Source organism: Micromonospora sp. MH33 (assembly GCF_003013775.1).
In the GTDB taxonomy this organism is placed as follows: Bacteria; Actinomycetota; Actinomycetes; order Mycobacteriales; family Micromonosporaceae; genus Micromonospora; species Micromonospora fulviviridis.
This window is the reverse complement of record NZ_MUYZ01000060.1, coordinates 1-13,947: the sequence shown is the minus strand read 5'-3', so window position 1 is coordinate 13,947 and position 13,947 is coordinate 1. Positions and strand designations below refer to the sequence as shown.

Annotated in this window: 16 protein-coding genes; 15 read left to right on the top strand and 1 reads right to left on the bottom strand. The window is 70.3% G+C overall.

All coding sequences use genetic code 11. The features are described 5' to 3' along the window. The first annotated feature begins 25 nt into the window (after positions 1–25). The 14 genes from B0E53_RS12490 to B0E53_RS12420 all read left to right on the top strand — a co-directional run bounded on the left by B0E53_RS12490 (position 26) and on the right by B0E53_RS12420 (position 12,397). Positions 26–1,300 carry a hypothetical protein gene (locus tag B0E53_RS12490; protein ID WP_146167655.1) on the top strand — a complete coding sequence of 425 codons (1,275 nt, stop codon included), beginning with the start codon at positions 26–28 and terminating at the stop codon, positions 1,298–1,300. Next, positions 1,297–2,892 (top strand): type IV secretory system conjugative DNA transfer family protein, encoded by a 1,596-nt coding sequence (locus B0E53_RS12485; RefSeq protein ID WP_246835371.1) that lies wholly within the window; start codon positions 1,297–1,299, stop codon positions 2,890–2,892. Before B0E53_RS12490 ends, B0E53_RS12485 begins: the two co-directional genes overlap by 4 nt. A gap of 62 nt (positions 2,893–2,954) precedes the next feature. Beyond that, on the top strand, positions 2,955–3,773 hold the full coding sequence (locus tag B0E53_RS12480; protein ID WP_107076208.1) for a replication-relaxation family protein: 819 nt from the start codon (positions 2,955–2,957) through the stop codon (positions 3,771–3,773). Continuing rightward, positions 3,761–4,789: an NlpC/P60 family protein gene (locus B0E53_RS39325; RefSeq protein ID WP_246835370.1), complete on the top strand. Its 1,029-nt coding sequence runs from the start codon at positions 3,761–3,763 to the stop codon at positions 4,787–4,789. The genes B0E53_RS12480 and B0E53_RS39325 overlap by 13 nt, the downstream gene beginning before the upstream one ends. Before the next feature lie 491 nt (positions 4,790–5,280). Further along, positions 5,281–6,525 (top strand): hypothetical protein, encoded by a 1,245-nt coding sequence (locus B0E53_RS12470; RefSeq protein ID WP_246835373.1) that lies wholly within the window; start codon positions 5,281–5,283, stop codon positions 6,523–6,525. 299 nt (positions 6,526–6,824) lie between these two features. Continuing rightward, complete coding sequence (locus B0E53_RS39320; protein WP_246835369.1) at positions 6,825–7,382, top strand: hypothetical protein; 558 nt, start codon at positions 6,825–6,827, stop codon at positions 7,380–7,382. A 176-nt stretch (positions 7,383–7,558) separates the two neighbouring features. Continuing rightward, on the top strand, positions 7,559–8,545 hold the full coding sequence (locus tag B0E53_RS12455) for a DUF932 domain-containing protein (RefSeq protein WP_107076206.1): 987 nt from the start codon (positions 7,559–7,561) through the stop codon (positions 8,543–8,545). Between the two features lies 1 nt (position 8,546). Continuing rightward, positions 8,547–9,179 (top strand): hypothetical protein, encoded by a 633-nt coding sequence (locus tag B0E53_RS12450; protein WP_168215304.1) that lies wholly within the window; start codon positions 8,547–8,549, stop codon positions 9,177–9,179. Between the two features lie 89 nt (positions 9,180–9,268). Continuing rightward, positions 9,269–9,739, top strand: a complete 471-nt coding sequence (locus B0E53_RS12445; protein ID WP_107076205.1) for a hypothetical protein — start codon at positions 9,269–9,271, stop codon at positions 9,737–9,739. Next, entirely contained in the window at positions 9,736–10,086 is a 351-nt protein-coding gene (locus tag B0E53_RS12440) for a hypothetical protein (protein ID WP_107076204.1), read from the top strand. The genes B0E53_RS12445 and B0E53_RS12440 overlap by 4 nt, the downstream gene beginning before the upstream one ends. Positions 10,087–10,096: 10 nt before the next feature. Then, positions 10,097–10,504 carry a hypothetical protein gene (locus B0E53_RS12435; protein WP_107076203.1) on the top strand — a complete coding sequence of 136 codons (408 nt, stop codon included), beginning with the start codon at positions 10,097–10,099 and terminating at the stop codon, positions 10,502–10,504. Further along, complete coding sequence (locus tag B0E53_RS39315; RefSeq protein ID WP_246835368.1) at positions 10,501–11,163, top strand: hypothetical protein; 663 nt, start codon at positions 10,501–10,503, stop codon at positions 11,161–11,163. The genes B0E53_RS12435 and B0E53_RS39315 overlap by 4 nt, the downstream gene beginning before the upstream one ends. Continuing rightward, on the top strand, positions 11,160–11,552 hold the full coding sequence (locus B0E53_RS12425) for a hypothetical protein (protein WP_107076202.1): 393 nt from the start codon (positions 11,160–11,162) through the stop codon (positions 11,550–11,552). Before B0E53_RS39315 ends, B0E53_RS12425 begins: the two co-directional genes overlap by 4 nt. 188 nt (positions 11,553–11,740) lie before the next feature. Beyond that, complete coding sequence (locus B0E53_RS12420; RefSeq protein ID WP_210406041.1) at positions 11,741–12,397, top strand: hypothetical protein; 657 nt, start codon at positions 11,741–11,743, stop codon at positions 12,395–12,397. Between the two features lie 72 nt (positions 12,398–12,469). On the opposite strand, the gene B0E53_RS37525 is transcribed toward B0E53_RS12420, so the two are convergent. Then, positions 12,470–12,631, bottom strand: coding sequence for a hypothetical protein (locus B0E53_RS37525; RefSeq protein WP_168215303.1), 162 nt, complete (start codon positions 12,629–12,631; stop codon positions 12,470–12,472). A gap of 223 nt (positions 12,632–12,854) precedes the next feature. Here B0E53_RS37525 and B0E53_RS12415 point away from each other — a divergent pair, with 223 nt between their 5' ends. Next, positions 12,855–13,847 (top strand): restriction endonuclease, encoded by a 993-nt coding sequence (locus B0E53_RS12415; RefSeq protein WP_168215302.1) that lies wholly within the window; start codon positions 12,855–12,857, stop codon positions 13,845–13,847. Positions 13,848–13,947 lie beyond the last annotated feature (100 nt).

Genomic DNA, 13,947 nt, shown 5'->3' with positions numbered 1-13,947 from the left:
CGGGTGTGTGCCTGGTCAGGGTGGCGTGCCCGACTCGGTTGTAGGCGAGTTGCTGTGCGGGTCCTGGGGCGACGACGCCACCGACCCCGTGTGGCGTCTCGTCCGCGACCGGTGGCCGCTGCTCCTCGCCGCCGTAGCGGCGCTCATCGCCATCCGAGTCCTGTGGGCGGTGTGGCAGCGGCGCGTCTGGCGGCGGCACGCCGCCGCAGCGCGGTGGCTGCAGATCACCCCGCCCGTCACCGCCACTCCGACCGCGACGATCGGCCTGTGGCGGCTACTCGCCACGGCGCTACCCGCGCCGCGCCGGTGGGCGCTGCGCCCGGCCCGGCTCGTCTGGGAAGTCGAAGCCGACCCCGACGGGATGCGCTGCGGGCTGTGGCTGCCACCCGGGGTCAATCCGACCGCAATCGTGCGGCTGCTGCAACGCGGCTGGCCCGGCGTCCGCGCCGAACAGACCCGCCCACCGGCCGTCCCGACGACCGGGGCCGTGGCCGCCCTCGCGGTCCGGCCCACCCAGCCGGACTGGCTGCCCCTGGTCGAGGACCCCACACCGGCCCCACGCCGAGGCGTGAACGCGGGCGCCCCCGAGGACGACCGGCTCCGGGCCGTCTACGGCGGCCTCGCCTCGGCCGGGCGCACCGGCGGCGCGCTCCTGCAAGTCCACCTCGGCCGGGCACCAGCGCACCGACTGCACACGCTGCGCCGCGCGATGACCAACCCGCAACGCGCCCGCCGGCCCCGAAGAACCGGCCGCGCTGCCGGGCTGCTCGCCGATGGGCTACGAGCGCTGATCCTCGGCGTCCTGAACATCGCCACCTTCGGCCCATCGAGCCCGAAGCGGCGCACAAGCCCGACCGACCCGCACACCGCCGAGCTGGCCCGGCAAGCGCGGGCGAAATTCGCCGACGCCCCCCACCTGCTCGTCGCCGTGCACACCGTCACCACCGGCCCGACCATGGCCGCCGCCGTCGCGGCGGCGGCTGATGTCAGCTCGGGGTTCGGGCTGCTGTCGGCGCACTTCACCCGACACCGGCTACGTTCCGGCCCGGTCGCGGCGGCCGACCGGTGGGTGCCCGAGGCCCAGATGAGCCTCGTCTCCGTCGCCGAAGCCGCCGCCTTCGCCGGGCTGCCCGCCGAACCCGCCGCCTACGGCCTACCCGGTGCGGCATCACGGCGTCGGCCCGCCACCCGCGACGTCTTCCGGACCGCCGGTCGGGAGGCGCACCAGCGCCCGACAGTGCAGGCGCAGCCCGGTACGGCCGAGGCCGACGAACCACCGACCGCCTGGAGTGCACCTTGAACAAGATCCACACCAAGGCTGCTGTATCCGACTCCCGGCCAAAGGAGCGCAGGCTGAACCTGGTGCCGCTAGACCAGCGGCACGGCTTGGGCGGCAAGGTCATCGGCGTCGCCAACGCTGGGCCCGCGATGCGAGTCGGGATCTCCCTGACCGACTGCCGGTACCACGTCCACGCGCTCGGACCGACCGGTACGGGCAAGACGACCCTGCTGATGCGGATGATCCTGGACGACGTTCAGGCCGGGCGGGGCGTCGCCGCGTTCGACCCGGCCAAGGGCGACCTCATCCGAGACCTGCTGGCCCGGCTGCCGAAGGACTGTGGTGACCGGCTGGTGCTCATCGATCCGGACGAGCGGGCCGCGCCACCGGCGATCAACCTGCTCGACCCGAGTGTGCAGGGCGGCAGCGCGCACGACGTGGCCGCGAACCTCACCGCGGTGATGGCGAAGGTGTGGTCGCGCTGGTGGGGCCACCGCACCGCCGACATCTGCTACCACGGCCTGCTCACCCTCGCCCACCTCGACGGCGCCACCCTCGCCCAGCTACCGCGGCTGCTGTCGGACTCCGCGTGGAGGACCAGCCGGGTCAACGCCGTCACCAGCAGGTTGAACGCGTGGGAGGGCAACACCCTCGGCGAGTTCTGGGAAGGGTTCAACGAGCTGCCGGCCGCGCAGCGCTCCGGCCTCGTGGCCCCGCTGCTGTCCCGGCTGCGCCTCGTCCTGGCGCACCCGATGGCGAACAGCTTGTTCGGGGTGCCGGCAACTACGTTCTCCTTCGCCGACATCCTCGACGGCGGCATCATGCTCGCCCGGCTGCCCAAGGGCGTCATCGGCGAGGACGGCACCCGCCTGGTCGGCTCCCTGCTGCTGGCCGGGTTGTGGCAGGCCACCACCGCCCGCGCGCGAATTCCCGAAGACGACCGCCCCGACGCGATGATCGTGCTGGACGAGTGCCACAACTTCCTGCATCTGCCCATCGGGATCGATGACGCGCTCGCCGAGGCGCGCGGCTTGCACACGTCGTTCGTCCTGGCCCATCAGTATCTCGGCCAACTGTCCGGGGACATGGTCGAGGCGATCGACGCCAACGCCCGCAACAAGGTGTACTTCGCCCTCGCGCCCCGTGACGCCATCGACCAGGCCCGGCACCTGCGCCCATACCTCGATGACGGGGACCTGATCCGCCTTAGCGGCTACGAAGTCGTCCTGCGGCCCATCGCTAACGGGCGGGTCGTACCACCGGTCACCGCCGACACCGAGCCCCCACCACCGGCCATCAAGGGGCGCGCCGGGCAATTGCGTCGGGCGGCCCGCGAGCACACCGGCCTCGCCGCCGAGGAACGCCGCCGGTTGCTCGGCGAGACGGCGACCGCCGCCGCACCGGCCGAGCAGTCGACACCCGTCGAGGCAGTGGTGGACCTGGTGGGTCGCAACACCTTCGCCCCACACCCCGAGTGGTCTAACGAGACCTCAAACGAGCGATCCAACGAGGAACGCAACGACCACGAACAGCCGGGTGAACACACCCCCGTGAACACGTCATACGCGCACGCGGACGACGGTGAGGAGGACCCGTGGACCGGAACCGACTGATAAGAGATATCCCTCCTACCCGCACATCTGCCACCGGCAGCCCTCGCCTCACGGCGTCCGTCGTGGCCGCCGAACTCGGCCGGCTCACCCCCCGAGACCGTCACCTCCTGGACCTGCTCGACCAGCACCGGACCTTCACCACCGACCAACTCGTCGACCTGGCCTTCGGCTCGGTCGGCCGTGCCCGTAATCGGCTCAACACCCTGCACGATCGAGACATCCTCGACCGGTTCCGTCACTACCAACGGCCGGGCTCGCAATCCTGGCGGTGGACCGTCGGCCCGGTCGGCGCGGCCCTCATCGCGGCCGGACGAGGCGAGACGTTGCCCCGCCCCGCCGCTGTACGCGACGCCACCGCCCGCCTCGCCATGTCCCCGACACTGGCGCACCTGGTGACCGTGAACGGGTTCTTCGTCGCGCTCACCGCCCATGCCCGCACGCACCCCGGCGCGCGGCTGGCGCGGTGGTGGAACGAGGCGCGCTGCCGGGAGGCGTGCGGCAACCTGGTCCGCCCGGACGGACACGGCGTCTGGGCCGACAACGGCCCGGCGGTGCCGTTCTGGGTCGAGGCTGACCTCGGCACCGAAACCCTTACCCGGGTGGTGGGCAAGCTGACCGGCTACGCCGCACTACCGCCCCGCCGCGCGTACCCGGTGCTGTTCTGGCTACCGACCGCCGCCCGGGAGGCCAACCTGCACGCCCACCTCCGGCGGACCGGGATGCCGGACGGGGTAACCGTGGTCACCGCCGCCGCCGACCACGCCACCGCGCCAGGCGGCCCGGCGGGGCCGGTCTGGCGCATTGTCGGGCAACCCGACCGGGTGAGCCTGGCCGAGCTGCCCGCACCGGACGGGGACGGTGGCGCGCCGTGGGACGAGTAGCGGTCTGGGTCACGGCCGGGGCCGCCGGGTCGCTGCTGTTGCTCACAGCCGCTACCGCCGGAGTCGTCTCCTCGGCGTTCGGCGGAGGCGCGGGTACCTGCGTCGGCGCGGTGACCGCGCCGGGTGCCACCCCGGCGGGGTTGTCGGCTGAGCAGGCCCGTAATGCCGGGGCGATCGTGACCGTGGGGGAGCGGTTGCGGGTACCGGTGCGCGGGTGGGTGATCGCGATAGCCGCCGCACTCCAGGAATCCTCGTTGATCAATCATGGCGACCTTGGCCCAACCAACGATCATGACTCGTTGGGGCTGTTCCAGCAGCGACCGTCGCAAGGATGGGGCACCCCGGAACAGATCATGGACCCCGGATACGCCGCCGGGAAGTTCTACGAGCGTCTCCTCACCGTCCCCGGGTGGGAACGGCTGCCACTCACCGAGGCCGCACAGAAGGTGCAACGGTCGGCGTACCCGGACGCCTACGCCCAACACGAGGCCCGTGCTGCCGCCATCGTGGCCAGCTACACCGGCGGTGTCGTCTGCGACGATGGCGACGGGCTACCGCCCGACGTGGCCGAATCCCTGCCACCCGGGTTCGCGTTTCCAGCGGGCACCCCGCCGCCGGTCGTGACCGCGATCGGGTGGGCGCTCGCCCAGCTCGGCACCCCGTACACCTACGGCGGTGACTGCACCGACCCGCACTCGGGCATCCCCCGGCGACAGTGCGACTGCTCATCGCTCATGCAACAGGCGTACCGGGCCGCCGGGGTAACCATCGGACGCACCACGCGCGACCAGGTACACGACGGTGCCCCCGTCCCCGGAGTTGCGGAACTGCGCCCCGGAGATCTGATCTTGATTGCGGGCAGCGACGGCACCCGTTCCGACCCCCGGCACGTCGGCATGTTCATCGGGGCAGGTCTCATCGTGCAAGCCCCGAAAACCGGTGACGTCGTGCGGACTAGCAAACTGTCGAGATGGGTTGGTCAAGTAGCGGCAGTTCGACGCATCGTGCCGAGTTGACGAACCTTAAGAGAGGCACCTTCGAATAGTTATTTGACCGGTTATCAATAGCAGGCCACGTGGAGTGATTTTCGCCACAATCCATCGAGGTGCATTGCTCTATGGCTGCGCCGTTCGGCGCGCCATCCGTGCGAGGGGCGGCGGCCCCGTCCCAACGAGATCAGCCCCGCTCGGCAGAGGTCAGCGCGTCGCCAGACTGGCAGCCTGGCCCCCTGCCCACACGTACATACCCCGGGCGCGAGAACGTGCGGCAGCGGCGATCACAGCGCCCGCAATGGCTATTCGTAGCCGGTGAACGCATTGCGTCGGAGGTGCAATGTGGCACCCGAAAAGTCGCCCGGAAAGAGTCTTGAACGGCGGGGTTGACATTAGGGCCGTGCAGAGGGTCCATGGACGTGGGCACCGGAACAACGGCCCCGGCGGAACCGCAGAAAAGCGCGCGATGCGCAATGCGGAATTGGCTGCCATCCCTTTTCTGTGGAGGTTTTGTCATGACTGCAAACGCCAACCTGACTGCCGGTACCGACGAGGCCCGCGCTGCTGTCGCCGAGGCGCTGGGTCGTCACCCCGGCCTGACCGCCCGCAAGATCGCCGGACAGGAGAACCTGCCGCTGCCGGTCGTCACCGACGCGCTCAAGCACATGGAGACGGTCGGGACGGCCACCCGCACCCCCGGCCCGACCAACGGCAACCGCAAGAGCGCCGACCTGTGGGAGCCCGTCACGCCGACCGACGCTACGCCGGACGTGGCCGACGAGGCGACCTCGCCCGACGACGCGAGCCCGGCCGACAGCGTGACGCCCGACGTGGCCGACGAGGCGAACTTGGCCGACGAGGCGAGCTCGGCCGACGACGTGACGCCGGACGCGGCCGGCGAGGCGAGCTCGGCCGACGACGCGACGCCGGACGCGGCTGACGACGCGAGCCCGGCCGACAGCGTGACGCCGGACGACGGTGCAGCGGAGGTGCAGACGCTGCCCGAAGCCCCAGTGTCCGCCGTTCCGGTGTCGGATGCGCCGGTGTCGGGTGCGCCGGTCGGGCCGCGTCAGCCTGACCTGAAGGTATTGATCATGGCGGGTGTGTTGGGTGGGCACCCGGATGGGATCACCGCCGACGCGGCTATCAACGAGAGCGGCCTGTCGGTCGCGATGGGGGACACCGTCCTCGCCGCGATGGGGGTTGCCGGTGCCGCGCGTCGCCTGCCGGTCAGTGAGGACGGCGACGAGCTGTGGATCATCAGTGACGGTGACCTCGCGACGGTGGACCCGGCCAACGCGCCCACGCACACCACATGCCCGACGTGCGGGCACACCCGCAAGATTCGCCGCCCTTCCGTTCGCCGGGCCGCCGCTACCGGCCGCACTACGGGCGAGGCCAACGGCGACGGGTCGACCAAGTTGGGCAAGAACGAGTTGCGCAACCGGGTCGAGGCGTTCATGCGCGACCTCGGCCCCGGCCACGACGTGACCCCCGGCACCGTCGCCCGTGAGATCGGCGGGCGCAGCCCCGGCGCGGTCGTCAACGGCATGCGCAAGCTGGCCACGGCCGGGGTGCTGGTGCTGACCCGTGAGGCCCCGGAGACCTACGCCCTCGCCGACGACGCGCCCGCCCCGACCGCCGAGCTGCGCGCGTTTCTCACCCGGCCCCAGACCCCGGCCGCGCCCACCGGTGAGGACACCGCCACCGGCGACGAGGCCGGCACCGGCGAGGCCACCGCCGCCCCGATCGCGGCCTGACCGATCGCCCCGCCGGGGCCGGGCATCACGCCCGGCCCCGGCACCCGCATGCCCACCCACAACCCGAAGGGAAGACCGATGCCCAGCCCACACGATCACCCCGACTGTGGGCCGACAACCGGCCCGGGGTCGCTGCGCTGCCCGGAATGCGAGCAGCCGGCCCTCCTTGTGCCGTCGCGTGACTGGCCCTTGAACCGGTTTGCCGCGCGTCCGGCTGCGTCACACACCGACGGCGCGCCGCTGTGCCCGGTGCCCAGCCCGCACGGGTCGCAACCGACCGAGCCGGTGGGCGGTCGGTCATGACGTACCCGCCCGGCGACGTGCCAGAGTTGCCGCCCGCGCTGGCCGCGCGTCCCCACGACCCGCGACGCGGCCTGCCCATCCCGCCGGTCAACATCCACCCCGACCCGACCGGCGACGGGTTGCACGTGGACTTCACCACGATCAACACCACCACCTCGACCCGCCTCGCCGTCGAGCGCCGGTGCTCGCTATGCGGCGAACCGATGGGTTACTGGGTGGCGTTTCTCGGCGGACCGCGCGCGGCCGAGTTGATGCGATACGCCGACCCGCCGGGGCACCCCGAGTGCATGACCGCTGCGCTGTCGCTGTGCCCGCATCTGGCGCTCGGGCGGCACCGGCGCGCCCGCGCCGATCGTCCGGGGGTGGGCATCATCCCGCCCGGGTCGCACGGCGACAAACCCGACCGGTACCTGTTGGGCATCACCCGCCATTACCGGACCCGGTTCATCCCCGAACACGGGTTCACCGTGTACCTACCGGCCCCGTTCAAAACCGTCCACACATACCTGTATGGCCCGGACGGGCGGCTGCACCCGGCCGTCGACACCCGGTAGGCCACGCCCGGCGGCGGGCGTCAGATTCGCCGCAGAAACCTCGATCGACTCCACCCGATCGCCTTGATCGACCTGTGGAGGTAGGAAACATTGTTGTTGACGGCACGGTCCCGGGGGTTGCAGCCCCCGGGCCGGGCCGCCCGCCCGAACACCAACGATCCGGAAGGGGTGCCACCGTGGCACACGAACTCGAAACCCTCGCCAACGGCCAGACGGCCTTCGCCTCTGCGCGGCTGACCGCCTGGCACCAGCTCGGCACCGTCACCGACGCCTGCATGACCGCCGAGGAGGTCATGAGCAAGGCGTGGCTCGGCGGCTGGGAGGTTCGCAAAATCGCACTGCAGGGTATCGAGGTCACCGAGCGCGGCGTGACGAAGGTTGACTGCCCCGACAAGTACATGACCGTGCGCACCAACCCGGTCACGGGCGAGACCGAGTACCTCGGCGTGGTCGGCGAGGACTACAGCGTGGTCCAGAACGAGCAGGTTGCCGAGACCCTCAACCTTCTGGTCGACGCCTCCGGCGCGCACTTCGAGACCGCCGGCTCGATGCGCAAGGGCCGCTCGGTGTTCGTGACCATGAAGCTGCCCACCGCGATGCAGATCGCCGGGGTGGACGACATGGACCTCTACCTCGCGGCCACCACCTCCCACGACGGCACCGCCTCGCTGCGCCTGGACGCAACCCCGGTCCGGATCGTCTGCAAGAACACCCAGAACCTGGCCTTCGCCCGGTCGGTCAGCTCGTACACGTTCCGGCACACCTCGAACGTCACCAGCAAGATAGCCGAGGCCCGGCAGGCCCTCGGCCTGATGTGGAAGGCGTTCGCCGACTTCGAGACCGAAGCCGAGAAGATGATCAACGAGTCGCTGACCATGGGCGAGTTCGAGAAGATCGTCGCGCAGGTCTGGCCCCTCGCAGCCGACGCCTCCGACGTGGCGAAGAACAACGCCAAGCAGCGCACGGCCACGTTGCGGTACCTAATCCGGGACGCGGACACGCAGAAGGCGATCAAGGGCACCCGTTGGGCCGGTTACCAGGCCATCACCGAGTACGTGGATCACTTCGCCCCCGCGAAGAGCGACCTCGCTCGCGCCTCGCGGGCGCTGACCGGTGCCGGTGCGGACCTCAAGGCCCGCGCGTTCGAGCTGCTGGCGGTCTGAGGTGGCCCGGCATGGCGGCCGGGCCACCACGCCCGGCTCCGGTACCGGCGCGCCCACCGCCGGCACCCCCGACGTCAGCACTACCGCCGCGCCGCACCCGGCACCGGACGCGCGCACCGTGGAGGCGGTGCACGAGCCGGGGCACACCTCCACCGCGATGATCGCTCTGGCCAACCGGGTCTGCGCCAACTTCGCGGCGGCCGAGGTCGCCCGCGCGATGGCCGAGCGCGCGAGCAGCGAGGCTGAACACGCGCACCTGATTGCTCGTGCCGAGCATTGGGAAGCCTTGGTCAACGAGCAGTGGAACACCCTGTGCGCAGCGATCTGCGCGACGGTGCCGGACGGGACACAGGTGCAGCGGTTCCTGCCGGTCCGGCCGCTGACCAACGGCCACGTCGAGCTGCACGTGCACGACACCGACGCTCACCGGCACGTCGTGCTGTTCACCGGCGCGCAGGCCCTCGCGGTGGGCACGCACCTGACCGCCTACGGGGCACTCAGCCTCGACCGCAGCGGCCAGAAACTCGACCCCGGCCTACCCCACATCAAGGCCGCGCCACCCTTCGCCGACGGCACCACCGAGGCGTGGACCGCCCTGAACAATGCCGCCGGACACCCACCCCACACCACCTAACCGGCTGGACGTGCCGTGCGGCCACTGTCGCACTCCTGGCCGCGCGGCACGCCCCGGCGGCATCCCCTCGACATCATCGCGGAGCATCCATGAATCCCGATCATCTGTTCACCGTCGCCGCCGAATTCGCGGAGGCGACCGGCAAAGCCGAACGCCTCCGCGCTCGCGCGGTCAGCGCCACCGGCGACGAGCGCACCGTCCTCACGAACACCGCATCACGTTGGGAGGCGGTTGCCAAGCGCCGGCGTGAGTTCCTACGCGCCTCGCTGCACGAGGCCCTGCGCGGGCCCATCATCGCCGAGCCGGACACCGAGCAGCCCGTCGCACTCTGGCGGCGGCGCAGCGTCGAGGTTCGCGCCTGCACCGGTGACGGCTCCCGCGTCCGGGTGCGCTGCACCCCGACGCAAGCCGTCGCACTCGGCACCGCCCTCATCGGCCTCGCAGCCCTGACCGACCAACTCGGCGGCGGCGTCCTCGGCCAGACCCTCTCCACCTTCCCACCCAACTCCCGCTCCACCGCGGAACCCGAGGCCAACGACGAGAAAGGAAAACCGGCATGACGACCTCTATCGACCCTTCCGAGACCACCGATGGCATCGGCGACGGTCAGCGCACCCTCGACGGGAAGCAGCTCGCCGGCGTACTCGCCCTGCTCGACACGGTCGACCACGTCTGCGTCAAGGTGCTGACCCGGCTCAACCTGCGGATCTATTCCGCCGAACCGGGCGACCGCACTGCCTACGTCGTCCTCGACGTGCACGGCGTCTCGATCGGCGTCAAACGCCGCGCCGACGACCTCTACCTGCACGTCGATACCACCGAAACCGGCGACCAGCTCATCGCTGTCGAGATCAACGGTTACGGCGAGACCGACCACCCCACCAATCCCTCACACCCCGGCCTCTAAGGAGACACAGATGTACCGGTCCATGGAATACGGCGACACCGCCCGCGTCGTCACCCCCTCCGACGCCACCGAGTACCGCCTCGGCACCGTCACCGACGTCGCCTACTCCACCCCGCACACCACCTACGCGCGCCGCTACACCGTCCGCTTCCCCAACGGCGCTGAGCGCACCTACCCGGCCGATCACGTCGTCAGGTGCACCCGCGCCGACGACCACGCCGCCCTGGAGGCGGCCTTCACCGCCGCGTATGCGGCGCTGCGCGACGCCTGCCGCATCGCCCACGACTTCGACCCCGACCTCAGCGTTGGCACCGCGAGCCTGCTCCGGCGACTGGTCGACCTCACCCGGCTGCGCCTCCGGCTCACCCTTCACCCCGCCTCGCCACACGACGGCGGTGCGATCGGAGGTACACAGTGACCGAGCACCTGCCACAGTCCGACCGGCGCAGCGAGCCCATCGAGCTGGTAGTCCCCAGCCCGACCTCGGCGCCGACGCCGGTGCCGCTGTACTGCCGGCGCTGCCGACGAGGGGTCAACATCCGCTTCAACAACCTGGGCATCGTCGTGCAGTACCTGCACGCGGCCGAGCAGGGCGGTCAGCGCAGCGACCACGACCCCGAGCCGATCCCGATCACCGAGATCCCCGACCCGATCATCGAGTGTGATTTCTGCTCCGCGCCCGACGCCGCCTGGATCTACCGGTGCGCCAACCAGTTCAGCGAGCACCGCCGAGTCACCACACAAGTCATCGGCGTCAGCGACTACCAGTCTCGGCACCGTGCGGCGCGGGTACGCCGCACCGACACCGAGCACGCCTTCACCCAGGCGTGGGGCGAGCAGTGGTCGGCGTGTGGCGCCTGCGCCGACTTCATCGAGGTCCGCGACCTTTACGGGCTGATCCGCCGTGTAATCGACGCGCTGCCCGCCAAGTACACCCGAGGCAAACACCTCATGCGTACCCGGGGCGAACTGCACGACACCTACTCCGAGGTGTTCGACACCCTCACCCCCGGACGAGGCCGAATCGCCCCCGGCTACCCGCTCGGCATCTGGCCCGACGCGGAGGCGATCTCATGACTGGCAGCGCACCGCGACAACGACCGGCGTTCACCCACGCGCAGGCCCGACGCCGCCTCGGCGCGGTATGCGGAGCCGACGATGGGCCGCTGACCCGCATCACCGACGACCCACACCTCGTCACCTGCCCGGACTGCGAAGGACTGGTCGAGTTCGACGCGCTTCCCGACGACGCCACCGCAGGCGACCCCCAAGTCATCGAGGTGCTGCGCGAAGTGAAGCGCGGCAGCTGCCGCAAGATCGACGGGGTGATGGTGGACATGACCACCGCCGCCGCGATCCTGACCGTCTACGACGCGCTGAAGCCCGCCACACGGGCGAGACTGGCCGCGCTGCGCATCGACCGGATGGCGCAATTGGCGTGGCGGCTGCTGCGCCCACACGTGTAGACGCGGGCGGGTCGGTGGCCGGCGGGCACACCCGAGGGTGCGTGCAGTTCCCGACCGGCCACCTCGCCCACCCGGGCCGCCTGCGGACCAACGACCGCCTCTTCCCGGGCCGGGCGTGCCGCCGATCCTACGGCGGGAGGCATGCTCACCTCGACCGGCGGCGCCGCAGCAAGGACCTCCGGGGGAGGATGAGGACCGTGGCACGACGCGTGATCGGCGGGAGGGTCGCCCTCGACAGGGCGGGGGTCGCCGCGCACACCGGCGCGGCGTACTCCACGGTCAACCACTGGTACCGCCACCGCGCCCGCTTCGACTTCCCCGAGGGCTTCCGCCGCGACGGCCGCGACTGGTTCTGGCTCGACGACATCGACGAGTTCCACGCCGCACACCGGACCGCGAAACGCGCTGAGCTGACGAAGGTCGACCGCCGCGGCGACCCGGAGGATCTGATCGGCTCGGGTACAGCAGCGCGCGTTCTCGGCTACGGCTCATACCGCAACCTGCCTGACACCTTGCTCGACCATCCCGACCGCGTCGAGGAGTTGCCGGACGGCCGGGTCCGCCGCCTGTGGCGGCGGCGCACCGTGTGGGCGGTGGCCGACGCCCGTACCGGGCGGCAGTCCACCGGCCGTACCCCCGGGGCCACCGGTGCCCGCCAGCCGCATCCGTATGCCGACGATGCGCGCCTTCGCTGCGCGGTCGAGTTGCTGGCTGAGGCTGAGGCCGCCGGGCGTGACCGGCGCGGGCTCGGTGTGCTTCTTGCGCGGCAACTCGGCGTCACGCCGCGTACTGCGCAACGACTTCTTGTCGCCGCCTCCGACGCCAGCGCAGACCCGCCCGGATAGGGGTGCTGGCATGAGAGGCGCCGCCGGGCCCGCATGGCGCAGTCCCGGCGGCACTCTTCGGGATGCGTTCGGTCAGTCTTCGTCGTTGGAGACGGTACGGGGCGTCGGGGCCTCGGTCAGGTAGCGCAATGCACCGTTGATGTCAGTGCCTTGGCTGGCGGCGGTGCGCTCCAACACGTCGTACACGTCGGCATCGACCTCAACGGTGCGGGACGTGGCCGGGTGGTCGCTCATGATGGTGTCCCCTAACGCATTCGGTGTGATGCCCGGTCGGACATCCGGATCTATTCACGCCGACCTCGATCAACGGATCAAGCCTGCTACGTGCCGCGAGCTGCGGCAGGGCCGACGGCTCCGCAGGGGAAGCGCCCATGACGGGTGCGATGGTCCGTTCTCCCCAGTGCCGTCTCAGATCACTGCGCGGGAGTGTCGGGTGGCGACGGTAGGCTCCCGGGCCGTGAAGATCGTGAAACGCGAATCGATCCGTCCTCCGAAGTTCGGGGACAAGGCGTTGAACAAGAAGTTCGGCGCTGTCATCGCTGGCCTTTCGGACAACGACGCCCAGGCGGTCCTCTTCCGCTACGTCGAGGTGCAGGTCGCGTTGAAGCTTCGACACCGTTGGCTGGCGCATGCCCAGGACATCGCGGCTGCCGCTGGGCAGAACGACAAATGGTTCAAGACGATCGCGGAAGGCGCTGGCTGGGTCTCCATCGCCGATGAAGCTCTGGAGTACATCCGTTCGGACCAGACACAGCTCGACAAGGAAGGGCTGCTTGCTCGTGCTCACATCGCTCTGTGCGACAAAGTCATTGCGGAACTAGTGGAATCGCTCACTAGCCCATCGCTGGCTGAGGCGTACACGGCCGACGGCACACGAGATGATTCGCCGCTTCGACACCTCCAGACATCTGCCGCGGCCGCCGACGGGGCGGAAAAACGGTTGGGTGCGGCCAACGAAGCCTGGAACGCGGCTATGGATGAATTCTCGGAGCAAGCGAGGGTCCGGCACACCTACGCGGGCACGGACGGCTCCGTCACAATCGAATACCTGGACGCGCTGTCCGCCGACATGTTCGAGGAGATGACCGCATGGCTGTTGCAACGTGACGGATGCGAAGTCGTACGGAAGCGCGGCGGCCCCAATGATCAAGGGGCTGATGTCATTGCTCTGACCGTCGCCGGCCAGCGGGTGGTTCTCCAATGCAAGCATTCCAGGAGGCCGAAAAGCCGAGTGGATCCCAGGTGCGTCCGCGAACTTAACGGGACGGCCCGGCAGGAGCACGGCGCAGACATCGTCGGAATCATTACCAACCGTACCTTGTCAGATTCTGCCCAGAGCTTCGCCGCGAGACACCGCATCCACGTTATTGACCGCCGCGTTCTTCAACGATGGGCGACCTATGGTGTCTCCTGGCTCCCATCCGAAAACTCTGCGTCAGCCAGTACCTGAAGGCGCGGTGAGCCGACGTTGGCGCTAAGGCGTGTTTCATAAGCGGGTCAGAGCCACTCGCAGATGATGGTGATGGTCAGGACGGCCTGGAACCGGACGG